The sequence below is a fragment of the Serratia sp. CY47444 genome (assembly GCF_052168635.1).
Taxonomy (GTDB): Bacteria; Pseudomonadota; Gammaproteobacteria; order Enterobacterales; family Enterobacteriaceae; genus Serratia; species Serratia bockelmannii.
The window spans coordinates 1-22,477 of record NZ_JBJNMH010000023.1 but is presented as its reverse complement, the minus strand read 5'-3'; the positions used below and the strand labels follow the sequence as shown (position 1 = coordinate 22,477).

At 56.9% G+C, this 22,477-nt stretch carries 22 protein-coding genes; 14 read left to right on the top strand and 8 right to left on the bottom strand.

Going from position 1 to position 22,477, the window contains the following annotated elements; genetic code table 11:
- Positions 1–9: 9 nt before the first annotated feature.
- Both ACJ8IL_RS22390 and ACJ8IL_RS22385 read right to left on the bottom strand, forming a co-directional pair.
- Positions 10–828: a fimbrial protein gene (locus ACJ8IL_RS22390; RefSeq protein ID WP_038630232.1), complete on the bottom strand. Its 819-nt coding sequence runs from the start codon at positions 826–828 to the stop codon at positions 10–12.
- A 232-nt stretch (positions 829–1,060) separates the two neighbouring features.
- Positions 1,061–1,393, bottom strand: coding sequence for a hypothetical protein (locus tag ACJ8IL_RS22385; protein ID WP_025302211.1), 333 nt, complete (start codon positions 1,391–1,393; stop codon positions 1,061–1,063).
- 664 nt (positions 1,394–2,057) lie between these two features.
- Here ACJ8IL_RS22385 and ACJ8IL_RS22380 point away from each other — a divergent pair.
- The 9 genes from ACJ8IL_RS22380 (at position 2,058) to ACJ8IL_RS22340 (ending at position 10,431) form a co-directional block, all read left to right on the top strand.
- Positions 2,058–2,579 carry a fimbrial protein gene (locus tag ACJ8IL_RS22380; protein WP_025302212.1) on the top strand — a complete coding sequence of 174 codons (522 nt, stop codon included), beginning with the start codon at positions 2,058–2,060 and terminating at the stop codon, positions 2,577–2,579.
- Positions 2,580–2,657: 78 nt separating this feature from the next.
- Positions 2,658–3,194: a fimbrial protein gene (locus ACJ8IL_RS22375; RefSeq protein WP_025302213.1), complete on the top strand. Its 537-nt coding sequence runs from the start codon at positions 2,658–2,660 to the stop codon at positions 3,192–3,194.
- A gap of 47 nt (positions 3,195–3,241) precedes the next feature.
- Positions 3,242–5,776, top strand: coding sequence for an outer membrane usher protein (locus ACJ8IL_RS22370; RefSeq protein WP_173889579.1), 2,535 nt, complete (start codon positions 3,242–3,244; stop codon positions 5,774–5,776).
- A gap of 81 nt (positions 5,777–5,857) precedes the next feature.
- On the top strand, positions 5,858–6,622 hold the full coding sequence (locus tag ACJ8IL_RS22365; RefSeq protein ID WP_089195705.1) for a fimbria/pilus periplasmic chaperone: 765 nt from the start codon (positions 5,858–5,860) through the stop codon (positions 6,620–6,622).
- Positions 6,623–6,693: 71 nt separating this feature from the next.
- Positions 6,694–7,332 carry a fimbrial protein gene (locus ACJ8IL_RS22360; protein WP_053088499.1) on the top strand — a complete coding sequence of 213 codons (639 nt, stop codon included), beginning with the start codon at positions 6,694–6,696 and terminating at the stop codon, positions 7,330–7,332.
- A 50-nt stretch (positions 7,333–7,382) separates the two neighbouring features.
- Entirely contained in the window at positions 7,383–7,937 is a 555-nt protein-coding gene (locus tag ACJ8IL_RS22355) for a fimbrial protein (RefSeq protein WP_049205924.1), read from the top strand.
- A gap of 24 nt (positions 7,938–7,961) precedes the next feature.
- A complete protein-coding gene (locus ACJ8IL_RS22350; protein WP_147823023.1) occupies positions 7,962–8,384 on the top strand; it encodes a hypothetical protein in 423 nt (140 codons plus the stop codon).
- The gene (locus ACJ8IL_RS22345) at positions 8,381–9,769 is read left to right on the top strand and encodes an FKBP-type peptidyl-prolyl cis-trans isomerase N-terminal domain-containing protein (protein ID WP_442516847.1); all 1,389 of its coding nucleotides are present in this window, start codon (positions 8,381–8,383) and stop codon (positions 9,767–9,769) included. Before ACJ8IL_RS22350 ends, ACJ8IL_RS22345 begins: the two co-directional genes overlap by 4 nt.
- Complete coding sequence (locus ACJ8IL_RS22340) at positions 9,766–10,431, top strand: response regulator transcription factor (protein WP_049205929.1); 666 nt, start codon at positions 9,766–9,768, stop codon at positions 10,429–10,431. The genes ACJ8IL_RS22345 and ACJ8IL_RS22340 overlap by 4 nt, the downstream gene beginning before the upstream one ends.
- Before the next feature lie 54 nt (positions 10,432–10,485).
- On the opposite strand, the gene ACJ8IL_RS22335 is transcribed toward ACJ8IL_RS22340, so the two are convergent.
- The 4 genes from ACJ8IL_RS22335 to deoC all read right to left on the bottom strand — a co-directional run bounded on the left by ACJ8IL_RS22335 (position 10,486) and on the right by deoC (position 15,822).
- Positions 10,486–11,853 carry an L-serine ammonia-lyase gene (locus tag ACJ8IL_RS22335; protein ID WP_025302221.1) on the bottom strand — a complete coding sequence of 456 codons (1,368 nt, stop codon included), beginning with the start codon at positions 11,851–11,853 and terminating at the stop codon, positions 10,486–10,488.
- Positions 11,854–11,946: 93 nt separating this feature from the next.
- A complete protein-coding gene (locus tag ACJ8IL_RS22330; RefSeq protein WP_004938697.1) occupies positions 11,947–13,245 on the bottom strand; it encodes an HAAAP family serine/threonine permease in 1,299 nt (432 codons plus the stop codon).
- A 979-nt stretch (positions 13,246–14,224) separates the two neighbouring features.
- Complete coding sequence (gene deoR / locus ACJ8IL_RS22325) at positions 14,225–14,989, bottom strand: DNA-binding transcriptional repressor DeoR (protein WP_442516846.1); 765 nt, start codon at positions 14,987–14,989, stop codon at positions 14,225–14,227.
- Positions 14,990–15,141: 152 nt separating this feature from the next.
- Positions 15,142–15,822, bottom strand: coding sequence for a deoxyribose-phosphate aldolase (gene deoC / locus ACJ8IL_RS22320; protein ID WP_038881133.1), 681 nt, complete (start codon positions 15,820–15,822; stop codon positions 15,142–15,144).
- 213 nt (positions 15,823–16,035) lie between these two features.
- On the opposite strand from deoC, the gene ACJ8IL_RS22315 reads away from it, so the two are divergent.
- Complete coding sequence (locus tag ACJ8IL_RS22315; protein WP_442516845.1) at positions 16,036–16,872, top strand: hypothetical protein; 837 nt, start codon at positions 16,036–16,038, stop codon at positions 16,870–16,872.
- Positions 16,873–16,908: 36 nt separating this feature from the next.
- Here ACJ8IL_RS22315 and ybjG read toward each other — a convergent pair whose 3' ends face one another.
- Positions 16,909–17,514, bottom strand: a complete 606-nt coding sequence (gene ybjG, locus ACJ8IL_RS22310; RefSeq protein ID WP_406903467.1) for an undecaprenyl-diphosphate phosphatase — start codon at positions 17,512–17,514, stop codon at positions 16,909–16,911.
- 5 nt (positions 17,515–17,519) lie between these two features.
- A complete protein-coding gene (locus tag ACJ8IL_RS22305) occupies positions 17,520–18,254 on the bottom strand; it encodes a phosphatase PAP2 family protein (RefSeq protein WP_406903468.1) in 735 nt (244 codons plus the stop codon).
- A gap of 292 nt (positions 18,255–18,546) precedes the next feature.
- Here ACJ8IL_RS22305 and eco point away from each other — a divergent pair, with 292 nt between their 5' ends.
- The 4 genes from eco to ACJ8IL_RS22285 all read left to right on the top strand — a co-directional run.
- Positions 18,547–19,059, top strand: coding sequence for a serine protease inhibitor ecotin (gene eco, locus ACJ8IL_RS22300; protein ID WP_442516844.1), 513 nt, complete (start codon positions 18,547–18,549; stop codon positions 19,057–19,059).
- Positions 19,060–19,462: 403 nt separating this feature from the next.
- A complete protein-coding gene (locus ACJ8IL_RS22295) occupies positions 19,463–20,944 on the top strand; it encodes a phospholipase (protein ID WP_197835873.1) in 1,482 nt (493 codons plus the stop codon).
- Positions 20,941–21,714 (top strand): ankyrin repeat domain-containing protein, encoded by a 774-nt coding sequence (locus ACJ8IL_RS22290; RefSeq protein WP_173889566.1) that lies wholly within the window; start codon positions 20,941–20,943, stop codon positions 21,712–21,714. The genes ACJ8IL_RS22295 and ACJ8IL_RS22290 overlap by 4 nt, the downstream gene beginning before the upstream one ends.
- A gap of 89 nt (positions 21,715–21,803) precedes the next feature.
- The coding region (locus ACJ8IL_RS22285; protein ID WP_442516843.1) for an ankyrin repeat domain-containing protein at positions 21,804–22,477 on the top strand (674 nt) is incomplete at its 3' end.

Below are 22,477 nucleotides of genomic sequence, written 5' to 3'. Positions count from 1 at the left end.
GCTCCCGTCTCAAGGTGCGCTGAAGATCAGCGTGGCCGAGCCCGACAGCGGACCGGTGGCGATACTGGTGTAAGGGACATTGTTCTTCACCGGCACAAAGGTCACGGTATCGTTACCTAGGCCGTTGACGATGCGTGTTCTGAAGGCATTGTTGGGTTTCACCACCGCGCCGTTATACACCATCGCCACGCCGACGTTAGGATTGGTGGTCTTGATAAAATCGCTGGAGAAGCCGCTGGCGTCGCTGACCATGCGGATCAGAATATCCTGCGTCGCACTCTGATCGTCGCACTGGTAGCTGAGCGCTTTGTCCTGTTTGATCTGGGCATCGCTGGCGCTTTGAGTCAGAAAGTCCTGGCGGATCTGACCAAAATCGACATTAATCTGCTGGCCGTTGTTAATGGTGCAACTGGTGGTGACGAAGTAGGCGTCGTTGTCGGCGATCAGGCGCCAGCGATAAACGCCGCACTGTGGGCAACCCGGCTGATCGTTGGTCTGAATAAAGTTGATTTGGCCGATGACGTCGCCCTTGTTCACCTTGATGTCCGGCGTTGGGAAACGGTTCAACACGATATAGACCCGGATGGCGACAGACTGGGTCTGCAAGCCGGTGAGGCTGAGTACGCTGATGCCGGCAGGCACCGGGGAGTTATAGTCGCTGCCGTTGATGGTGGTACCGCTGCCGATGGCGCCAAAAATCGCACTGTTCATCGACAGCGCCGGACTGTCGGTTTTGAGATAGTCATACCAGCTCGCGACGTCGTTTTTACAGGTGACCTGGCTGACGTTGACGATTTCGTTTTTGCCATAAGAAAGCTGCGGCCCGATGCGAACCCGGACGTCAACCGGCGTGGTCGAGCCCCCGGGTGGAATCAGTCCGCCATCGGACGTGCGGCAGGTAAATGCGTTGGCGTTGCCAAGCAGCAGGAAGAAAGAGAGTGCCAGGCAGCAACGTAAAAATAGCAGGGCTGTTTTTCTCACGATAATATCCCGATATATATAAATGGTGTGCGGCGTTACTCCGCAATGAAATATTGCCAATCAGGCCGGCTGGCCCTATTTATTCCGTTAAAGGAGAGTGAGATGCATCTTTGTTGGGTATGCCGTTGTTATCACCACCGTCCAGCAACGCGGTGGGATACCACCTCAACGAGTTGTTGATGGAGCCGTCCGTCACAATCACTTCTTGTCGGGCGACAAGATCCAATAACAGCCGTCGAGCCCGGTAAACACCGACGTTGACGGCATTGGCCAGTTGCCGCGTCGAGAGCCACTGCTGCTGTGGCGGCGGCCCGGCGACGGGACATTGACGGGGCGATTGCGCGAATAATGTTTGCAGCAGATCGTGCTGCAATTGCCGTATTTCCTTTTGTTTCGGAGATAACGCTTCCATAGCACTTCCTCTGTATTCCGATTGCCGTATTCCTAAGAAAAAACAAACATTCGCCGCCTACCAACAACGAGGTAAAACGCGAACAAAGAAAATTCCTATCTATTTATCAGGATTGAAAAAAAGGCGTTGCCCGCCCCGTTTTTACCTATGTTCAGGCAGGGGTGGCGTCACGCAGAAACCTAAAATTTTGGTTTATTATATTCACAAAGCGCCACTTTGCGATCTGATTACTTGTGAATCTCGCAAAAACAGGATATTGCTCTATAAAAGTATTTTTTACGATCTATGAGCCTAAAAATAACAGTAAATTAACTTCAATTAGGAAATAAATTGCGAATGTTCGCCTTGATCAAAAAAAGCCTTTTTTTGCTGAGAGGCATTTGCCAGAATATTCATCGCCGAACAAGAAGGGCGGATTAGAAAGTATTGGCCCCTGCTCGTTGTGATTTCGTTTATTTTTATAGGGCGAATTCATTAATGGGCGGGCCGCTGCAGACTTGCCGTTATCGACTTTTTTATTGTCGGTGCCTTTGGGGTTTGGCAGTTAACCAACTAGCAAGATGCTAAAGAATTAGGGCTGCGCACATATAAGCGCGAGCAGGTTTCCTGTGGCTCTTTTTCTTGATTGGAATATGCATTTTTTCTTATAAGGAATATAGGTTCTATGAAACTTAACAAAATCATGATGGCTGCAGTGATTGCATTTGGCGCAAGTTCTTTTGCACAGGCAGCCGATCAGGGACACGGTAAGGTCACCTTCACGGGCTCTATTATTGATGCGCCATGCTCTATTGCGCCTGAGTCGATCGATCAGACCGTAGATCTGGGCCAGGTGTCCAACGTGGCGTTGAAAAACGGCGGCAAATCCAACCCGCGTCCGTTTGAAATCAAGCTGGAGCAGTGCGACATCACCACCCTGAAAACCGTTAAAACCACCTTTAGCGGCGTAGCATCGTCTACCGATAAGGATCTGCTGGGCATCGCGGGCACCGCCAGCGGCGCCGGCGTAGCTATCTCTTACAACGGCCAGCCGATCAAACTGGGTGAAGCGACTACCGCGCAGACTCTGAACACCGGCAACAACACCCTGCATTTCGCCGCCTACCTGCAGGGCGAAGGCGCTTCCGCCGCCATCGTTCCGGGCGACTTCACCGCCGTAGCCGATTTCACCCTGGCTTATCAGTAAGTGAGTCCGAAGGCTTAATCAACCAGGCATGGGGCTCGCCACATGCCTGGTGAATCTCCCTGTCAAAGGAATGTCGCGATGTTTTTACCAAGGAATCGAGCGGGTGCCGTTCTTTTGGCGTCGTTGGCGTTTGCGCCCGGCTATGCAACTTCCGCCGCGCAGGGGTGGGGCAAAGTCAACATGCACGGCGCCATTATCGACACCGCCTGCGCCATTGCCGCCGGCAGCCGCGATCAGACGATCGATATGGACACTCTTCCTCTCGGGCAGATCATTCGTGACGGCCAGGGGATGACCAAACCTTTCAGTATTGAATTGGTCAACTGCATTTTGGAACGGCCGGAAAACAAACCTGATTGGAAATTCTTTCAGGTCACGTTTGATGGTTATGCGGAAGGCGCTCTGTTTGGCGTACAGGGCGAGGCGCGCGGCGTCGCATTGAAGATAAAAGACAGCAACGGCACGCCGGTTATTCCAGGGAAACCCTTACCGATGGAAGGAATAATACCGGGAAATAGAGTGCTGAATTATTCCATGACGTTGATGCCGAATCATCAGCCGTTGAAGGCGGGAGCGTATTTTTCCACAGTGCGTTTTAAGCTGGATTATTTTTGATTTTTTCTCGTACTGACGGTTAATTCGTTATTGAAAGGACTTTTATTATGCTTTCACCGGCAGGGAAGTTATTTCGTCTTCAAGCTTTGGGGCTCTGTGTTGCCCTTTCTCTGGGAAATCCGATCGCGTTGGTCTATGCCGCCGACGTTATTCAATTCAATACTGACGTATTAGACATCAACGATCGTAAAAATATCGATCTGAGCCAATTTACGCGCAGCGGCTACATCATGCCGGGCGTTTATACCATGGTGGTGCACGTCAATAAGAACGACCTGCCGGAACAGTCGGTGACGTTTTTGGCACCTGAGAACGATCCTAAAGGCAGCGAAGCCTGTCTTTCGCCGGAATTGGTCAACCAACTGGGGCTGAAAGAAAAACTGTTAAGCACGCTGAACTGGACGCACGGCGGCCGTTGCCTTGACGCCTCGAGTCTGGCGGGGATGGAAGCCCGCGGCGATCTTGCCAGCTCCTCGTTGTATCTCAACATTCCTCAGGCCTATCTGGAATACAGCTCGGAAAACTGGGACCCGCCTTCGCGCTGGGATGACGGTATTCCTGGGCTGCTGTTTGACTATAACGTTAACGCCCAAACGCAAAAACACCAGAAAGGCGGCAGCAGTTACAGCCTGAGCGGCAACGGCACCGGCGGCGCCAACCTGGGCGCCTGGCGTTTGCGCGCCGACTGGCAGGCCAACCTCAACCATCAGACCGGTTCTTCTCAGCCTACCGATAAACAGTTCGACTGGAGCCGCTATTACGCCTACCGGGCGATCCCGGCGCTGCGTTCGCGGTTGACGATGGGTGAGGATTACCTGAACTCCGACATTTTCGACAGTCTGCGCTTTACCGGTGTCAGTCTGCGATCCGACGACAGCATGTTGCCGCCCAACCTGCGCGGCTATGCGCCGGAAGTGACCGGCGTGGCGAAAACCAACGCTAAGGTGGTGGTCAGCCAGCAAGGACGCGTGCTGTATGAAACGCAGGTGGCGGCGGGGCCGTTCCGCATTCAGGACATCAATGACGCCGTTTCCGGCGAGCTGGACGTGCGCGTCGAAGAGCAAGACGGCAGCGTGCAGGAGTTCAAGATGAACACCGCCAACATCCCTTATCTGACGCGCCCGGGTACAGTGCGTTACAAGCTGGCGACGGGCAAACCGTCGGAGTGGGGGCACCATCTGCGCGGGCCGATGTTTGGCACCGGCGAGTTCTCCTGGGGGATCAGCAACGGCTGGTCGTTGTACGGTGGGGGCATCGCCGGCGGCGATTATAACGCGCTGTCGCTGGGGATCGGGCGCGATCTGATGGCGCTGGGGGCGCTGTCGTTCGATGCCACGCAGTCGCGTGCGCGTTTGCCGCAGGATGGCACGCTGACCGGCGGTTCGTACCGGCTGAGCTATTCGAAGAACTTCGATGAATACGACAGCCAGGTCACCTTTGCCGGTTACCGCTTCTCCCAGGAAGATTTCATGAGCATGGGGGATTACCTCGATGCGCGTTACGAAGGGGGACGCAGCGGCAAGAGCAAGGAGATGTACACCATCACCTTCAACAAACAGTTCCGCGATCTGGGGCTCAGCACCTATCTCAACTACAGCCACCAAACCTACTGGGATCGGGCGCCGAACGATCGTTACAACCTGATGGTATCGCGCTACTTCGATATCGGCGATTTCAAGAACGTCAGCGTTTCGCTGTCGGCCTATCGCAACCGTTACAACGAGCGCAACGACGACGGGATGTACCTGTCGCTGTCGCTGCCCTGGGGCAGCGCCGGGACGCTCAGTTACAACATGACGCTCGATCGCGAAGAGAACGCCCATCGGGTCGGGTACTACAACCGGGTTGATGAACACAACAACTATCAGATCAGCGCAGGCGCCGCGCGCAGTGGGGCGACGGCCAGCGGGTATTACAGCCATCAGGGCGATATGGCGCAGATCAATGCCAACGCCAGCTACCAGGCCGGCCGGTACAGCGCCGTCGGCATCGGCGCGCAGGGCGGCCTGACGATGGCGGCGGAAGGAGCGGTGCTGCACCGCGTCAATACGCCGGGCGGCACGCGCTTGCTGCTCGATACCGAAGGCGTCGCCGGTGTACCGGTACGTGGCTATGGCAGTACGGTGCTGACCAACCGTTACGGCAAGGCGGTGGTGGCGGATGTGAACAGCTACTACCGCAATAAGGCCAGCATCGATCTCAACAGCCTAAGCGACAACGTCGAGGCGACGCGTTCGGTGGTGCAGGCCACGTTGACCGAGGGGGCTATCGGCTACCGCAAGTTTGAAGTGATTGCCGGCGAGAAGGCGATGGCGATCGTCAAGCTGGCGGACGGCAGCGAGCCGCCGTTCGGCGCCACGGTGCTGAATGCCCGTAAGCAGGAGACCGGCATCATTAATGACGGCGGCAGCGTTTACCTGTCCGGCCTCAACCCCGGCGAGCGCATGAGCGTGCACTGGAACGGCGCGGCGCAGTGTGAAATCCAGCTGCCGGCGCCGCTGCCGGCCGAAATGTTGATGAATACGCTGCTGCTGCCTTGCCGTCCTCTCACCGGTAACAAGCCGGCGGAGAACGCCAACTGACATACACCCGGCGGAGTGCGCTCCGCCGCTAAACCGCCGGGGCGGGCTCGCCCGCTTCCGGCCGACTGGAACCGTGAAGACATGATGAATCTGACTATGACCAGAAAGACCGTTTTCCTTGTGAGCCCGCTCGTCGCCGCGTTGACGATCGGCGCGGTCAGCCTGCCCGCTCATGCGGCCATTGCGCTGGATCGCACGCGTGTGATTTTCGACGGCGACCTGAAAACGGTCAGTCTCAACATCAGTAACCAGAACAAACAGTTGCCTTATCTGGCGCAGGGATGGATCGAAGACGATCGCGGCAACAAAATCCAAAACCCTTTTACCGTGCTGCCGCCGGTGCAGCGGGTGGAGCCGGGCAAACCGAGCCAGGTGAAGATCCAGTCGCTGCCGGCAGCACGTCAGCTGCCGCAGGACAGGGAGACGCTGTATTACTTCAATCTGCGCGAGATCCCGCCGCGCAGCAATAAGCCGAACACGCTGCAGATAGCGTTGCAGACGCGCATCAAAATGTTTTATCGCCCGGCGGCGCTCGCCCCGAAAAAGAACGCCGCACCGTGGCAGGAGCAGCTGACGCTGACCCGGCAGGGCGACAAGTACGTGGTGAACAACCCGACCCCTTATTACGTGACGATCGTTGAGGCGAGCGCCGGCAAGGGCGGGAAAGGGGCCGCCGGCTTTGAACCGTTGATGGTGGCGCCGAAGGCCAGCGCCCCGCTGAACGTCTCCGCCGCGAGCCTCGGTAGCGGCCCGTCGCTGGCGTACATCAACGATTACGGTGGTCGGCCGCAGTTGAACTTCCGCTGCGGCGGCAATGCCTGCCAGGTCGTACCGGTCGCCAAATGACGATCCGCGCGCAAGCAGGGAAGACAGAGTGAACACAGCGGAGTGAACGAATCATGCAACGAAAGATCCCCATGCTGTTGGGAAAGGCCTATGAACGTCATCAGCGACGCACTATCGGCCTGACGGTGTTGGCCGCGCTGATGGTACCGCTGACGGCAGGCACGATGCTGATGCTGATGCCGCCGGCCCGCGCGGTGGACAACTGGGACGTGGAGGGCGCGAATGGCACGCTCCACGTCTACGGCGCGTTAACGGAAAGCGCCTGCAGCCTGGAAATGACCACCGCTCGTCAGGAGGTTTGGCTGGGCGAGACGGGAACGGCGCACTTCCAGCGTCCGGGCGATCGCGGCACGCCGGTCGCCTTCGAGCTGACGCTGAAAGACTGTCTGCGGGCGCCGGCGAGCAACCGCGACGCCTGGACTGGGGTTCTGGCCTGGAGCGGCAGCCAGCCTGCGGTGTCCGTCGCGTTTTCCGCGCCGACGGATGACGACGCGCCGGGTCTGGTCAGGGTGGCCGGCGTCACCGGATTGGGGTTGCAGTTGGCGGATGCCAGCGGCCTGCCGGTCCGCCTCGGCGCGCGCAACAAACCGATCTTGCTGACGCCGGGGCAAAACACCCTGACGTATACGGTGACGCCGGTGCGCACCCCGGCGACGCTGAGCGCCGGCGCTTACCGCGCGGCGATCGATTTCCGTCTTTATTACGACTAATACGCCGCTTGCGCCTGGTAGGCGCAAGCATAACCAAAGGGAGTGGCGTCATGCGCGCGACAGAGACGAACCGGCGCCGAAGCGCGCTGCTGGGAGCCGGCATGGTAATGCTGGCCGGCATGATGGCGCAGCCGGCGGCTGCGGCGGAAAACATGCGCTTTCACGGTACGCTGGTGGCCGAGCCGTGTGTCATACAACCGGGGGATGAGGACATCCAACTGGATTTCGGCACCATCGTCGACAAATACCTGTACCTGAACACCCGCACCCACAGCCAAACCTTCGCGTTGCACCTGACTGAATGCGATCTCAGCCTGGGCAATACGGTGGCCATTACGTTTACCGGCACCGAGAACGCCAAACTGCCCGGCCTGTTGGCGCTGGATACCGGCAGCCTGGCCTCGGGGATCGGCATCGGGCTGGAGGACAGCACCGGCAAGGCGCTGCCGCTCAATCGCGCCAGCGATAAATTCCGCCTGAATGCCGGCAACACCACGCTCACGCTGCAGGCCTATGTGCAGGGGGAGCCGGAGGCCATCCAAACGAAGTCCATCGGCCGCGGCACCTTCAGCGCGGTGGCCACCTTTACGTTGGAATACGAATAAGCGTGTACAAGGACAAAAAACGCAATGATGATAAAGCCCCTCAATCGCGCCCTGCGCATGGGCCTGCTGTGCCTGTTGGCGTTGAGCGCCGCCGCCTGTCAAAACCAAAAGTCGGGCAAGCCCGCCGTGAACACCAAAAATCAGACTGTGCAAGCTCCGTCAGAAGAGGCTTTGCGCAAGCAGCGTGAGGCCGAGCAGCTGCAGCAGTGCCAGCAGCAACTGGGTGCATTGCGCACGATCGACGAGAAACAGTATCAGCGCTACAAACAGGCCTTCGACAGCCTGATGAGCGGTGCTTCGCAGTACGCCAACCTGCGCGCCAGGGTAAACGGCGACACGCAGGAGACGGTGGATGCGCTGTATCGCTACAAGGTCAACTATCTGTGCGCCGGGGTGAATCAGGCGGTGTTGACCGGCTTGGCGGATCGCGGGGAGCAGGTTAAATGAGGCTGCGCCTGCTGGGCTGTGCGGCTCTGCTGTTCACCGGCGTCGCGCAGGCGGACGACGGCGTGCCGGCGCTGCTGCAGTTTGCCGAGCAGTATCAACGGCAGAACACCGCGCCGAAGAGCGAAAACGCGGCGCCCGCCGACCGCGAGGCGGGGCAAAAAAAGCGTGAGCCGGCAAAGCGTCCGCCGGACACCCACCAGCCTGCTTCATCGGCCAAAGCTTTTACGCTGAGCCAGGAATTATTGACGCGTGACCAACAGCTGGCGCGCCAGCGAATGGAACTGACGATGTTGCGCCAGGAACTTACTGCGCTGCGGGCGGAGAAAGCGACGCCACCCGTCGCAGCGTTGCCGGACTCGTCGACGCTTCAACAGTGGATTGCCGGGCTGGGCGCTGCCTGGCGAGGTTCGCCCGACGCGCAGCGCGCCGAGGCGCTGTTGCGTCAGGCGACGCAGGAAACCGCCAAAAGCAGAACGACGGCGGCGCAGGCCGAACGGCGCGTCACTGAACTTGAGTCTGCCGCGCAGGCATCGGCACAGACGCTTGCACAACGCCAACGCGAGCACCAGGAGGCGTTGCACGCTCTGCGCGCCGCGTTGGAAGAAAGCGAGCAGAAGCGGGCCGGTGAGCAGAAGGCGACTCAGCAGGCGCGCGAAGACCTGCTGGCGTTGCGTAAGCGGCTGCAATGGGAGATGACGCCGGAGCAGTTGAAGGATGAACGGAAACGGTTGTCCTATGCGGCGGGCAGTGCGCTGGGGCGGGATATTCAGGGGTTGATGACGGAGCGTCAAAGCTGGGGGGTACCGGTGGACCACGACAGCCTGTTGGCGGGCGTTATCGACAGCGTGGCGGGGCGTTTGCAGCTGCCGCCGGATGAACTGAATACGCTGACGGCGCAGGCGGATGCCGCCGCCGTGGCCGCGCGTGAGAAACGCGTTAACCAGCAGCGGCGGCGCGATGACGATTACCTGACGCAGTTCAGTCAACAAAAGGGCGTAAAGCAGTCGGCGATGGGCTTCTGGTATCGGGTGGATTACGCCGGGGAGGGCGCGCTGGCGCCAACGGCGGTGGTCGATGTCGTGGTGAAAGAGAAGCTGACCGACGGCACGGTGATCCAGGATATGGATCTGAGCGGCAAGGTGCTGTCGCAACCGCTGTCCGAATACCCGCCGCTGTTCCGGGAGGCGATAGGTCATCTGCACAACCACGGCTCGTTGACGATGGTCGTGCCGCCGGCGCTGGCCTACGGTGAAACCGGCTACCCGCCGAAGGTGCCGCCCAACGCCACCATGGTTTATGAATTGCGCATCGACAACAGCCAGGCGCCGGCGAAGGGCGTCCAGGCGGTTAAACGGGAAGCCGACACGGCGGGAGAACAGGGATGAACACGATGATAAAAATCGCGCTATTTGATGAGAATCGATACTTCAGCGCCGGTTGGCAAGAGGCCCTGGCGCTGCATTTCAGCACTTACGGCAAGCGCACGCTGTTAGTGGATGCGCGGCAGGTTCACGAAGCCGATTTGGTGTTCTGCTATTTTCCTCCCGGCGTGCAAAGCTGTTTTTGTCACCTCTCTGAGGCGCAGCCCGCGGGGCGTAAAACGCTGTATTTCTCGTTGCGAACGCCGGAGGGACGGCATAAACGCACCGTCGGTAACCGCTGCTCGCTGGAGACTGGCGTCATCTACCACGATATGCCGTTGGTTTCGGCGCTGTATCAGGTGAGCGCCGAGCTGGAGCGGCGCAGCAAATGGCCGGGCAGACTGAGCTGTGGCAGGAGCTGCGTATGCCAACACCGGGGCCTGACGCTGCGCGAACAAGAGATCATGCGCTGCATGACGCGGGAGATGGGAGTCACGCAAATCGCCCGGATGCTGGACATTAGCGTGAAGACGGTCAGCAATCACAAGATGAGCGTCATGCGCAAAATGGGATTCCGGCGTAATGCCGAACTTTACGGCTGGCTGCGGCACAGCGCTCGTCCCGGGGCTGTGGGGCTTCGCGCGGGTATTCAGCCCGGCGTTGCGGCAGGAAAGGATCGCTATTGAAACGGCGCCGGCCAAGTCACACCGGCTGGCGCCTTAAGTACCTCGCCGTGGCGATCAGTTGCAGGCCACGACCTTGATCGCCAGCCCGCCCTGTGAGGTTTCGCGGTATTTGGCGTTCATGTCTTTGCCGGTCTCGTACATGGTTTCGATCACCTTATCCAGACAAACCCGCGGTTCGCTGGTCCGGCGCATCGCCATGCGTGCGGCGTTGACCGCCTTAACGGCGGAAATGGCGTTGCGTTCGATGCAGGGCACCTGAACCTGGCCGGCGAGCGGATCGCAGGTCAGCCCCAAATGGTGCTCCATGGCGATCTCCGCCGCGATGCACACCTGCGCCGGGCTGCCGCCGAGCAGCTCGGTCAACCCGGCCGCCGCCATCGAACAGGCCACGCCCACTTCCCCCTGGCAACCCACTTCGGCGCCGGAGATCGAGGCGTTCATCTTGTACAACGCGCCAATCACGCCGGACGCCAGGAAGTAGCGTGTGTAGGAGTTGGCGTTCACCGGGCGGATGAACTTGTCGTAGTAGGCCAGTACCGCAGGGATAATGCCACACGCGCCGTTGGTCGGCGCGGTGACCACGCGGCCACCGGCGGCGTTCTCTTCGTTGACCGCCAGCGCGAACATGTTGATCCAATCGACCACGTTCATCGGATCGATATTGTTCTTGTCGCCGGTCACCAGAATGCGTCGCAGCGCGGCGGCGCGGCGCGGCACTTTCATCGGGCCAGGCAGCAGGCCTTCGGTGTTGATGCCGCGCTCGATACCGGCGCTCATCACCTGCCAGACGTCGGCGAAATGCGCGTCGATGTCCGCTTTGCTGCGCAGCGCCAGCTCGTTCTGCATCACCAGGCCGGACAACGACAGCCCGGTGTCTTTGCAATGCTGCTGCAGATCGTGCGCCGATTTGAACGGGTAGGGCACCGGTGTGGCGCCCTCGGCGGACTGGCCGAAGTGTTCTTCGTCGACGATGAAACCGCCTCCGATCGAGTAATAGGTTTTGCTGTGCAGCAGGCGTTCACCGGCGAAGGCACGGATGCGCATGCCGTTTTCGTGCAGCGGCAGGTTGTCGCTGTGGAAATTCATGCCGCCGTGCAGCGGAAAATCCACCTCGTGGTGGCCGTTGGCCAGCGGCAGGCGGCCGCGCTGTTCCACGTCGCGAATAAAGCCCGGGATGCTGTCGATGTCCACGTCGTGCGGCAGGTTGCCGGCCAGGCCCATGATGATGGCGATGTCGGTGTGGTGACCTTTACCGGTCAACGACAGCGAACCGTAGACGTCGACCACCACGCGGGTGGTGTCCTGCAACTGCTGGTGGGCGATCAGATCGTCGACGAACTGTTTGCCGGCCTTCATCGGGCCAACGGTGTGGGAACTGGATGGGCCGATGCCAATTTTGAAAATATCGAAAACGCTGACCATGGTCTCGCCTCCTTCTTCAGGTTTCAGGCGGTGAATACGGGAAATGGGGGAGTGCGGGAGGGCCGGCGCGCAAGCGGCGCCGGCCGGGCGTGATTAGCCGAGCAGGCTGAACACGATAGCAGAGATGGCGATCAGACCCATCACAACCACGAACACGTTGCTGATGTGGCCGCTGTACTTGCGCATGGCAGGCACTTTACGAATGGCGTACATCGGCATCAGGAACAGCAGCATGGCGATGATTGGGCCACCCAGGGTTTCGATCATGCCCAGGATGCTTGGGTTCAGGGTGGCGACGATCCAGGTGGTCACCAGCATGAAGATAGCGGTCATGCGGTTCAACTTGGCGGTGCTGACGGTTTTGCCACGGCTCTTCATCGATTTGGCAACCAGACCGTTGAAACCTTCACGAGCGCCGAGGTAGTGGCCCAGGAACGATTTGGTAATGGCGACGAAGGCGATAACCGGCGCGATGTACTCGATCATCGGGTTGTTAAAGTGGTTAGCCAGGTAAGACAGAATCGAGATGTTCTGCGCCTTGGCTTCCGCCAGGTTTTCCGGCGTCAGGCTCAGCACGCAGCTGAACACGAAGAACATCACGGTCAGCACCATCATGATGTGTGCATAAGCCAGAATGCGGGAGCATTTCTTCTCGGCGTCTGCGCCGTACTCTTCGCGTTTGGCGACGGCGAAAGCGGAGATGATCGGCGAGTGGTTAAAGGAGAACACCATTACCGGGATTGCCAGCCACAGGGTCATGATCAGGCCGTGGCCCATGCCGGTACCGCTGCCGGACAGCGACACGTTTTCGAAGATGGCGCCGGTCCAGTTAGGGATCAGGTATACCGCCAGCAGCATCAGCACCGCCACGAACGGGAAGACCAGAATGCTCATGGTTTTCACGATGGCCTGCTCACCGAAACGCACGATGGTCATTAGGCCGACGATCAGGATCAGTGACAGAATGGCGCGCGGCGGCGACGTCATGCCCAACTGGTGGGTAATGAAGCTGTCGACGGTATTGGTGATCGCCACGCTGTAAACCAACAGAATCGGGTAGATGGCGAAGAAGTACAGCAGGGTAATCAGTTTACCGGCGGTGATGCCGAAATGCTCTTCCACTACAGCGGTGATGTCTTCACCGGGATTTTTGCCGGACAGCACGAAACGGCACAGGCCGCGGTGGGCAAAGAAGGTCATCGGGAAAGCGATGATGGCCATGATGATCAGAGGAATCAAACCGCCGATGCCGGCGTTGATGGGCAAGAACAGGACGCCTGCGCCGATGGCGGTGCCGTACAGGCCCAACATCCACATGGTATCCGTTTTACGCCAGGTACTGCTGGAGCCCGAGGCCGCAGAGGCAATTGTGCCGGTCTGTGTAGTGTCCATAAATATCTCCGAAGTGAACACGAATTTAAAATTAAAAGGCAAAACTTAAGGTTAAACCGTCAAACGTCCTATTCAGGCAACGCTTGCGGTAAGAATCAGGTGTTGCTTGCGGGGATGTTTTGGCGTCCCCCTGGTTGTTTATTGTGTTCATTACCAAGGCACAGCGCCGGGTAATTCACTAAAGACTTTCCACCGTCACGGGGGATAAAAGTCGTTACCGCTGCCGACAGGTCATTGCCTGTCGATTTTTGTTGGCGGCAAGATAACGATTTACAGTAGAAACAACCGTGATCCTGCTCTCAAATGCGTAATATGTGCAGTTATATGCTTTTTTATCGATTTTTCGCGCATTTGTTGCACATTTGTGTAAGATTTTGTGCTGAGAACGCTCTCATAAAATTTTCTGCGATTATGCGGCTTGTACAATAATTAGCCGGATAAAGCGCTGTGCTCAGCAGCAAGCCGAGCAATATATTTTATGCGTGGTTTTGGATCTAGCGAAAAACCCGGATTAAGCAGTTTTAGTGATGTGGATCACATTATGTTTTTAAGGTAAATTGAATTTATGTTTTTGTTTTTAATGATTTTTATTTAAAATTCATCGCTAGTAACGAAGGGAAATTACTTACGTGGTTAGCGGATAAAAATGCTTAACCATTCATCATATAAATAACAGATAGCTAACAGGTATTGGTGAGATTTGCTGCAATCGCGTAAACCGCCGTTTATTTAAACTTCCTGGCCTTTGGTACGATTTATCATATAAAAGCCATAAATAGCCGTTAATTCACCCAGCCGACCGCGTGTTTAGCCTGCGAAAAAATAATCACGCGGGTGAGCTGTTGCATTTTATTAACCTGATGTTGCGTGCGGATAAGCGAAAAACGCGAATTGATTGCGCATTATTTGTTCATTTTTGGGTGAGAAAAGAGGGATATCGAAGCGGTGCGCCGTCGGTTATGACGGCGCTGAAGGCGGATTAATAGCGGATAGCGATGGCGTTGTCGTTGAAGAATGCCAGGAAGTCGGCGGCCGGTTGGCGGTCGGTGATCACCCGATCGAATTGTGTCAGGGGGCCGATGCAGGCCGGTTTGGTTTTGCCGAATTTGCTGTGGTCTGCCACCAGGATCTTTTGCTGCGCCATCGCCATCGCGCGATGCTTCATCTCCAGTTCGTCGAAGTTGAAGCAGGTGGCGCCGTGCTGCAGACTGAGGCCGGCGGCGGAGATAAAGGCGATATTCGGGCAGATATGATCGAGCTCGTTACGGCCGCTGACGCTGGAAAAGATGTAGTTGTTCGGCTTGAACTCACCGCCGCACAGGACCACTTTGCAGTTCGGTTTGTCCTGCAGCGCCAGGAAGGTGTTCAGCGAATGGCACACGGCGGTGAAGGTCAGTTCGTCGGCGATGGCGTCGATGATCGCCGGGGTGGTGGTGCCACAGTCAAAAAACACCGTGTCGTTTTCATTGATCAGCGGCGCTGCCAGCAGGCCGATGCGCCGTTTCTCCGTGACCTGTTTGGCTTTTTGATCGGAAACGAAGTAGTTGGTCACGCCGTTGCTGCGCGGATCGGTCACCACGTAGCCGCCGAGCAACACCACGGCCGCCGGTTCGGCGCTCAGATCGCGGCGAATGGTCATCTCCGAGACCCCCAGCAGCACGGCGGCTTCTTTCAGGTGGATCTTGTCAGCGCGTTTTAACGCCTGAACTAGCCGGTTGATACGTTCTTCGCGCCGCGTTTCCATAGGTCCGTCTTCCCACAGGTAGTAGAGGTAAAAGGGCGTGCCGGCGTGTCCGGCGCTAAACACAACAATGCGGGGCAATATCGGGCCGCCTAGCCGCCCGTATTGTCCCGCATCGGAGTGTATTGGCTGTGCCCGTCAGGGCATGCCGACGATCAGTAGCTGCCTGCCGCCGGCTGAGCGCCGGACACGATGGCGACGCCGGAGCTGGTGCCGATACGCGTGGCGCCGGCGTTGATCATCTTCTCGGCGGTGGCGCGATCGCGCACGGCGCCGGAAGCTTTCACGCCCATCTCGCTGCCCACGGTCTCGCGCATCAGTTTGACGTGCTCTTCCCGAGCGCCGCCGGTGCTGAAGCCGGTGGAAGTTTTCACGAAGGCCACATCGAGTTCGCGACACATTTCACAAACCTGGACGATCTGCGCATCGCTGAGCAGGCAGGTTTCCAATATTACCTTCAACGGGATCGCCGCGCAAACCTCGCGCACGGCGGCGATGTCGGCTTTCACTTCGTCCAGCAGGCCGCTTTTCAACCAGCCGACGTTGATCACCATATCGATCTCTTGCGCGCCGGCGGCGATCGCCGCTTTGGCTTCAAAGGCTTTGGCAACGGTCAGGCCGGCGCCCAGCGGGAAACCGATCACCGAGCAGACTTTCACGGTGCTTTCCTGCAGCAGCTGGGCTGCCAGCGGCACGTAGCCGGAGTTGACGCATACCGCATAGAAGTTGTGCTGCTGCGCTTCTTCGCACAGCTTGGCGATCTGCAGTTCGGTGGCGTCCATCGCCAGCAGGGTGTGGTCAACGTAGCTGGCGTAATCGATGGTTTCGGTGGTCATCGCGGTTCCTTAGTGAGGTTAAGACAGTAAGCGGGATGGATAATGTGAAAATAATAACATTCAGATGCCGATAAACCTAGTGATGTTTAAAAAATGTCGATCCGATCGTCGCTATCAGGCTGTTATAGGTATAACTTAAAGACGCTTCATTTGTTATTTAAATAACATTTTAGGGCTCGCGTCCTGCGCGGGCGAAACGTCGAGGGAAAAAAGATGAAGATCAACATCGATCTGGCTCCTGAAGCTTTCGGGGCGCATCGGCAGGAACTGTTCCGCAATGCGGATTTCGCGGTGAGCACGCATCGCTGCACAGAACGCGGGCCGATGCTGACGTTGGCGAATCACCGTGGCGCACTGACGGTTTTGCCGTATCAGGGCCTCACGATCTGGGACGCTGAGTTTGACGGTTATTCGCTGAAGTCGGGCCGCCGCAGCGTAAAGGGCGCCGGAAGAAAGCGCGCTGACGACGCCGCATTCTGCCCCGCCTGGCCGCATCAGGACGGTGAGCCGCTGCAGATGCAACGCGTGTGGCTCCAGCTGGCGGGCGATGAGCTGACGTTGCACGGCGAGGGGGAGCGGGCGGGTGGGCGTTGGCGCATCGGCCCGGCGCTGCGTCTGGCGGCGCAGAGCGCGCAGTTCACCATTGAGATGACGGTCACCAACCTGGCCGAGCGGCCGCAGCCGCTGCGCTATGTGTGTCATCTCAACTACGACTGCATTCCCGATGCGGTGTTCCGTCAGAACCTGCCGACGCCGGCGCTGTTGGGGGATGCGCTCGGGCAGGAACTGCTGTGCTCCGACGATCTGTCGCGCTATGTGGACCAGGCCGAGTTCTTTATGCTGGCGCCGCAAGGCCGGCGCTATGTGACGCGCTTCGCCACCGGGCAATTCAACTATGGCCTGCGGCGCATCGCCGTTCAGGGCAACAGGCGGTTGCTGGCTTTTATCCAGCCGGCGAACTGTCGCCCGAATGCGCCGGAGGAAGAGGCAGGAATGATGCTGGGGGCGGGAAAAACGCGGGCGTTTTGCGTGACCACCGGCGTGGTGTGAAAGCAGGGGCGGTAACGCCCCGGTCATGTTGTGCAGTTACTCTTTCACCCAGCCACGGCGAATGGCGAAGGCGAACAGGAAACGATACAGGCGCGACAGCTTGTCGGCGAGGACATCGCCGAACAGATTCCACACCAGCTGGGCGAACAGACAGCCGACCAGGCCGAGCAGGAAACCGCCGACCATATCCAGCGGCCAGTGTACGCCGAGGTAAACGCGTGACCAGGCGATGCCGACGGCGACGATCATCAGCAGTACGCCGGACCAGACCCGGTGCCAGAACAGGAACGCCAGCGCAAAGGTAAAGATGGCGGTGCCGTGATCGCTCGGGAACGAGCTGTCCGGTGCATGTGCCAGGAAGGTATAGCCGACGCCGGCGACGAACGGGCGCTCATGCGGCAGCAGTGCGCCGATGGTAGCGGCGGCGAGCATGGCGAACAGCAGCGCGATAGTGGTTTTCGCCACCACCTGGCGCTGCGAAACCAGCTGGCTTTGCGGCCCCCACAGCCACAGGCCGACGATCAGCAGCGGCACGATGATGATCAGATCGCGTGCCAAAAAGGTGGCGAAATCGATCATCCATTCGGGAGACGCCGGGGTCGCATTGATCCAGGCGAAAAGAACATGGTTTAACTGCTCCATAACCGTTACCTCATCTTGCGGCGCCAATAGCCGCTAACCGTCCAATAAATAGCCAACTGGCTTAACCAAACCCACCAACTTGCCCACAGGTTATGGGTAAGAAAATGTGCGCCACGCATGATCTGACCAAAGCCCATCAACATGCCGAGCGCAATACCGCCGCACCAGCACCACCAGGCCAGGCGCGGACGCTGCGGATAAAACAGGAAAAACAACGCCATGATCGCGAAACCGCTCGAGGCGTGCCCGCCGGGGAAACAGCGGCCGGGGCCCGGCAGCGCCGGTACCGTGCCGAACAGCGGGAAGGACATCGCCTTGCCGCCGTACTCGATCAGATCCCACGGGCAGGAGTGCGCGCTGGTGGCCTTGAGAATGCCCACCACCAGCGGGCCGATACCAATCAGCAGCATGGTTACGATCAGACGCGCGCTGCGGCGATAGATACCCCAAAACAGCGTCAGCACCGCCCCGACGATCGCTATCTGCTTCAGCAGGCGGTGGTTGATCAGGTCCAGCCAATAATTGTTTTGCCACGGGAAATGCCCGCTGGCGGCATCGTACCAATAATTGCTGATCGCCCAGTCCAGCTGTTCGTTGCGGGAGAGCCACAGGAACACCAAACCGCTGATCAGCAGGCCAAAAACTTGCCAACGGTAAAAGGATGCCGGCAGGGAGTAAAGGGCAGTTGTCTTAATTTGCGGTGTCGTTGAGGATTGATTTAATGATGATTCTGGATTCACGCGCAGGCTCGGTGACAGGATTGAATGACGTTACTGTAATAATTCTGTCTTAAGAAAACCTTAGTCCGCCGGTAAGAAAACCCTATCTGATACACTCGCTTGTACGAAGATAATCGCTTGTTTTTCTCGTCTTAAACCTGAGGGTGTGCTGGCTAATTGCTCCAGTTAACGATTTATATTAGGCGATTGTCACTGCTGATAGCCTATTGTAAAGAAGATTAAACCCGTGGCTAGCTTGGCGGTAGTGTATTAGTTTATAGGCGGATTATTTGACAACGTGTAGGGATAAAACATGAACAAGGCATCCGTTGTATTTTCCGGCCTGCTGATGGCCGTTTCCGCCGGCGCTATGGCGGCGACCTCTGGCGATGACGCGGACATGAGCAAACAGCCGCTGGAAAAGGTCGCGCCTTACCCGAAGGCCGAGAAGGGTATGAATCGCCAGGTGATCTACCTGCCGAAGCAAGAGCACGAAGAGAACTACAAGGTAGAGCTGCTGATCGGTAAGACGCTGGTAGTGGACTGCAACCGCCATATGATTGGTGGCACGTTGGAGACCAAAACCCTGTCCGGCTGGGGTTACGACTACCTGGTGCTGGAGAAGCTGTCTGAACCGGCCTCGACCATGATGGCCTGCCCGGACAATACCAAGACCAAGAAATTCATCGCCGCCAACCTAGGCGACGCCGCGATGCAGCGTTACAACAGCCGCCTGCCGATCGTGGTGTATGCGCCGAAAGACGCGGAAGTGAAATACCGCATCTGGAAAGCCGAAGATACCGTAAGTCAGGCTGAGCAGAAGTAACCGCTGCCTGACGCCGCTCCGCTGGCCATTCCCGGTTGGCGGAGCCTTTCTCCTTCCTGTCTCCTTATCATTCCCGCATCTTTGACACTCGACTGATTGCTTTCGGACGTGGCTTTTAGCCGCAACATGGCAACGAAATACGCTCTTCACATGGGCACAGGAAGCACGCAGCTGCATGGATGGGAGAGGATGCGCGCGTATAGAAATAGAGCAAAGAAATCTTTACTGAATTGTGATAATTTTGCCCATACCCTATTTAGGCGTGACACAGAAGATAAGGATATCCAATGCGTTATCGTTCGCTAACGCTCGACGAGACCCGTAACAGCCGCACACCTGGCGAGTTGCTTGATGATGGTGCGCCTGTGCCGACCACGGAACCTTACGAGTGGGCAGGCACCGCATGAAACTGATTCATTTCTCCTCTGAACACACGGCGCCGGAAAGCTTTTCCAGGATACTTAACCCTACAGCAGCGCGGTATGAGCTGGAACGGCATTATCTGTTCGGCGGCGCAGCCGGCATATCGATAAGCAGCCGGTATCCGATTACCCGCAATACTCAATCCGGGATTGGCGTCACCGGTTATCGTGAGGACGTGGCTGTGAAGCGCAGCGTGCTCGATGAGATCAACCGGGGCGGCTTGCTGGCGATTGATCAGGAAATGGGCACCTGGACGCCGACGAAATATGCCTTTTACGTTGACGCGGAAGGCCGATTACAGCGCTACCCAGGCAGCTCTCTTCCCGCCTTTTATCCTACCGGGCGCGTGATCGCCCGCTATGAAGAAATGGTCAGCCGCTATGGCCACCGGGCAAAACCGACGGTGCTGCCGGCGAGGCAGAATACGACCCGGAATCCCCCTCTGCAACAAGCCATCGCTACCGCAGTGGCAACCGTTGCCGCCACGGTGCAGGCCATCCGTCCGCTGACCAAGGCAGAACGCTGGCAAGAACGCCAGTACCTGATAGGACGAGGCAACCGCAGCATTTACCCGGATGCGCGCATGGCGGCACAGCGCCTGGCGGAGAACAACGTCGCGGTCGAAAAGGCGAAGTTGGCTGAGAATGTCTATAAGACTACTAACCCGCTTAAGGACACGATAGACATTCCTGAAGGCTGGAAGGACATCAGTAACAATGATGGGGCGCTGGGTAAACTCGGTTTAAGCAAAGATATGCTCTATGACGATGAGGATACACCGGGTTTTCTGGCTCGGGTTTATCAGCCAGATGAAAACGTCTTTGGTAAAGCGATGAATCCGACGGTGGTGTTCCGCGGATCGCGTGCGCCCGAGTTCCCGGAGGGAATAAGCAAGGCTGCCCAGAAAGCGTTACTGAACGGCGATTTGTCAGGCATTAAAAACCTGAGTGACTGGTCAAATAACGGCGCTCAAGGGTTGGGGTTTAATTCTGAATACTATAAACAAGCCGTTATAATTGGCGATAAAATTTCGAAAGTATCAAATATTGACATTGCGGGTCATTCATTAGGAGGAGGTATGGCCTCTGCGACTTCCATAGCCAGCGGCAAACCGGCTTGGACGTTTAATGCAGCAGGCCTGAATGCGGGAACCGTCGAAAAATACGGTGGCTCTATAATAGGCAACGCCGATAATATTCAGGCGTATCGCGTGAAAGGAGAGCTGTTGACCAAGCTGCAGGAGGTTGATTTGTGGGAGGATGCCAAAGACCTCAAATTTTATCCGCCCGCAGTGATGGCGAAAGAACGGTTGTCCATGTTGGCGCCTGACGCCGTGGGAGTAAAACACACGCTTCCCGGTGGAACAGGCTCACTGCTGGACAAGCACGGTATAGGCCAGGCGATACAATGCATTGAAAATGAAAAAGACGATGACATTGCCACAATCAAGGGAAGAATATGAAAAAAATCATACTCATTATCACGATGGTAGTGTCTACGCTCATCATGCAGGGGTGCAAACAAGGTATGGATTTACAACCGCAGGATTACTTTGAAGGAAAGCAGCTGGACATCGCCAACATCATCTACGAGGGTGACAGGCAAAAGCTGGATAAGGTTTTACCGACGGTAAGCAAAGAAACGTTAAATCGGCCGGCCAAGGCGGAGATGACGTTGCTATTCTGGGCGATAAATAACGCTATCTTTGACAAGAACACGCCAGAGCGGCTCAAGATCATTACGGATCTGGTCAAGGCGGGGGCAGACCCACTGCAGCCAAGGCCGGAAGGGAGAAGTAGCCCCGCTGAATTTGTTATGAAAGCAGATAAGGGAATCTGGATAAAATCCATGTTAGATGGGGGACTCTCTCCTAATGCAAAAGATAAAATCAACAATAAGCCAATTATATTTAAAAGTATTCTTGCCAAGAATACAGAGACATTAGAGGTCATGCTGGATTATGGTGCGGATATAAATGTAAGAAATTCACTGGGTGATACGCTGCTCATCGATGCTTTAGACTATCACTCCTATGACCATGTCATTCTTCTATTAGAAAAAGGCGCCGATAGCGATATAAGAGGCAACTCGGGTTGGACGATGGGCAATCAACTTCAACGGCTGATTAATATGAGTCAGGACGGCAGTGAGGCGAAAGAGTCTCTTGAGCGCATCAGAGACGAGCTAATTAAGCGTGGCGGAAAATGGCCGCCTGCTCCTGTCAGTCAATAGGCCGTTCTCAGTATCCCAAGGGGGTAGAGGGATACTGATACGGTAATAAAGCAAAGTTGGGCCGTGGTTATGTTAAAAATGGAGATGGCATGAGGCACAGCGCTCTTATCATTATCATGTTGCTGTCAATGCTCATCATGCAGGGGTGCAAACAAGGTATGGATTTACAACCACAGGATTATTTTGAAGGGACGCAGCTGGACATCGCCAACATCATCTACGAGGGTGACAGGCAAAAGCTGGATAAGGTTTTACCGACGGTAAGCAAAGAAACGTTAAATCGACCGGCCAAGGCGGAGATGACGTTGCTATTCTGGGCGATAAACAACGCCATCTTTGACAAGAATACGCCAGAGCGGCTCAAGATCATTACGGATCTGGTTAAGGCGGGGGCAGATCCACTGCAGCCAAGACCGGAAGGGCGAAGTAGCCCGGCTGAATATGTTATGAAAGCGGATAAAGGCGTCTGGATACAGGCTATGCTTGAAGGCGGACTATCGCCTAATGCAAGGGATGAAATAAACAATCAACCAATAATTTTCAAGAGCTTTCAAGCGGTTAATACAGAGACGCTGAGTACTCTAATAGATTACAAAGTTGATGTTAATATCAAAGGTGCTATGAACAGAACGCCATTAATTAATGCGTTGTATAATAGTTGCCCAGAACACATTGAGGTTCTTTTGGCTCATGGCGCTAACCCATTAGCCAAAGATGATTTTAATGACAGCTTCCTTTCTTTGATTTCTGCGGAAATAGCCAA

Excerpts from the sequence above, each read along its gene's own strand:
- ACJ8IL_RS22385 (WP_025302211.1), bottom strand. The coding sequence starts at position 1,393 with ATGGAAGCGTTATCTCCGAAACAAAAGGAAATACGGCAATTGCAGCAC.
- ACJ8IL_RS22380 (WP_025302212.1), top strand. The coding sequence starts at position 2,058 with ATGAAACTTAACAAAATCATGATGGCTGCAGTGATTGCATTTGGCGCA.
- ACJ8IL_RS22375 (WP_025302213.1), top strand. The coding sequence starts at position 2,658 with ATGTTTTTACCAAGGAATCGAGCGGGTGCCGTTCTTTTGGCGTCGTTG.
- ACJ8IL_RS22370 (WP_173889579.1), top strand. The coding sequence starts at position 3,242 with ATGCTTTCACCGGCAGGGAAGTTATTTCGTCTTCAAGCTTTGGGGCTC.
- ACJ8IL_RS22365 (WP_089195705.1), top strand. The coding sequence starts at position 5,858 with ATGATGAATCTGACTATGACCAGAAAGACCGTTTTCCTTGTGAGCCCG.
- ACJ8IL_RS22360 (WP_053088499.1), top strand. The coding sequence starts at position 6,694 with ATGCTGTTGGGAAAGGCCTATGAACGTCATCAGCGACGCACTATCGGC.
- ACJ8IL_RS22355 (WP_049205924.1), top strand. The coding sequence starts at position 7,383 with ATGCGCGCGACAGAGACGAACCGGCGCCGAAGCGCGCTGCTGGGAGCC.
- ACJ8IL_RS22350 (WP_147823023.1), top strand. The coding sequence starts at position 7,962 with ATGATGATAAAGCCCCTCAATCGCGCCCTGCGCATGGGCCTGCTGTGC.
- ACJ8IL_RS22345 (WP_442516847.1), top strand. The coding sequence starts at position 8,381 with ATGAGGCTGCGCCTGCTGGGCTGTGCGGCTCTGCTGTTCACCGGCGTC.
- ACJ8IL_RS22340 (WP_049205929.1), top strand. The coding sequence starts at position 9,766 with ATGAACACGATGATAAAAATCGCGCTATTTGATGAGAATCGATACTTC.
- ACJ8IL_RS22335 (WP_025302221.1), bottom strand. The coding sequence starts at position 11,853 with ATGGTCAGCGTTTTCGATATTTTCAAAATTGGCATCGGCCCATCCAGT.
- ACJ8IL_RS22330 (WP_004938697.1), bottom strand. The coding sequence starts at position 13,245 with ATGGACACTACACAGACCGGCACAATTGCCTCTGCGGCCTCGGGCTCC.
- deoR (WP_442516846.1), bottom strand. The coding sequence starts at position 14,989 with ATGGAAACGCGGCGCGAAGAACGTATCAACCGGCTAGTTCAGGCGTTA.
- deoC (WP_038881133.1), bottom strand. The coding sequence starts at position 15,822 with ATGACCACCGAAACCATCGATTACGCCAGCTACGTTGACCACACCCTG.
- ACJ8IL_RS22315 (WP_442516845.1), top strand. The coding sequence starts at position 16,036 with ATGAAGATCAACATCGATCTGGCTCCTGAAGCTTTCGGGGCGCATCGG.
- ybjG (WP_406903467.1), bottom strand. The coding sequence starts at position 17,514 with ATGGAGCAGTTAAACCATGTTCTTTTCGCCTGGATCAATGCGACCCCG.
- eco (WP_442516844.1), top strand. The coding sequence starts at position 18,547 with ATGAACAAGGCATCCGTTGTATTTTCCGGCCTGCTGATGGCCGTTTCC.
- ACJ8IL_RS22295 (WP_197835873.1), top strand. The coding sequence starts at position 19,463 with ATGAAACTGATTCATTTCTCCTCTGAACACACGGCGCCGGAAAGCTTT.
- ACJ8IL_RS22290 (WP_173889566.1), top strand. The coding sequence starts at position 20,941 with ATGAAAAAAATCATACTCATTATCACGATGGTAGTGTCTACGCTCATC.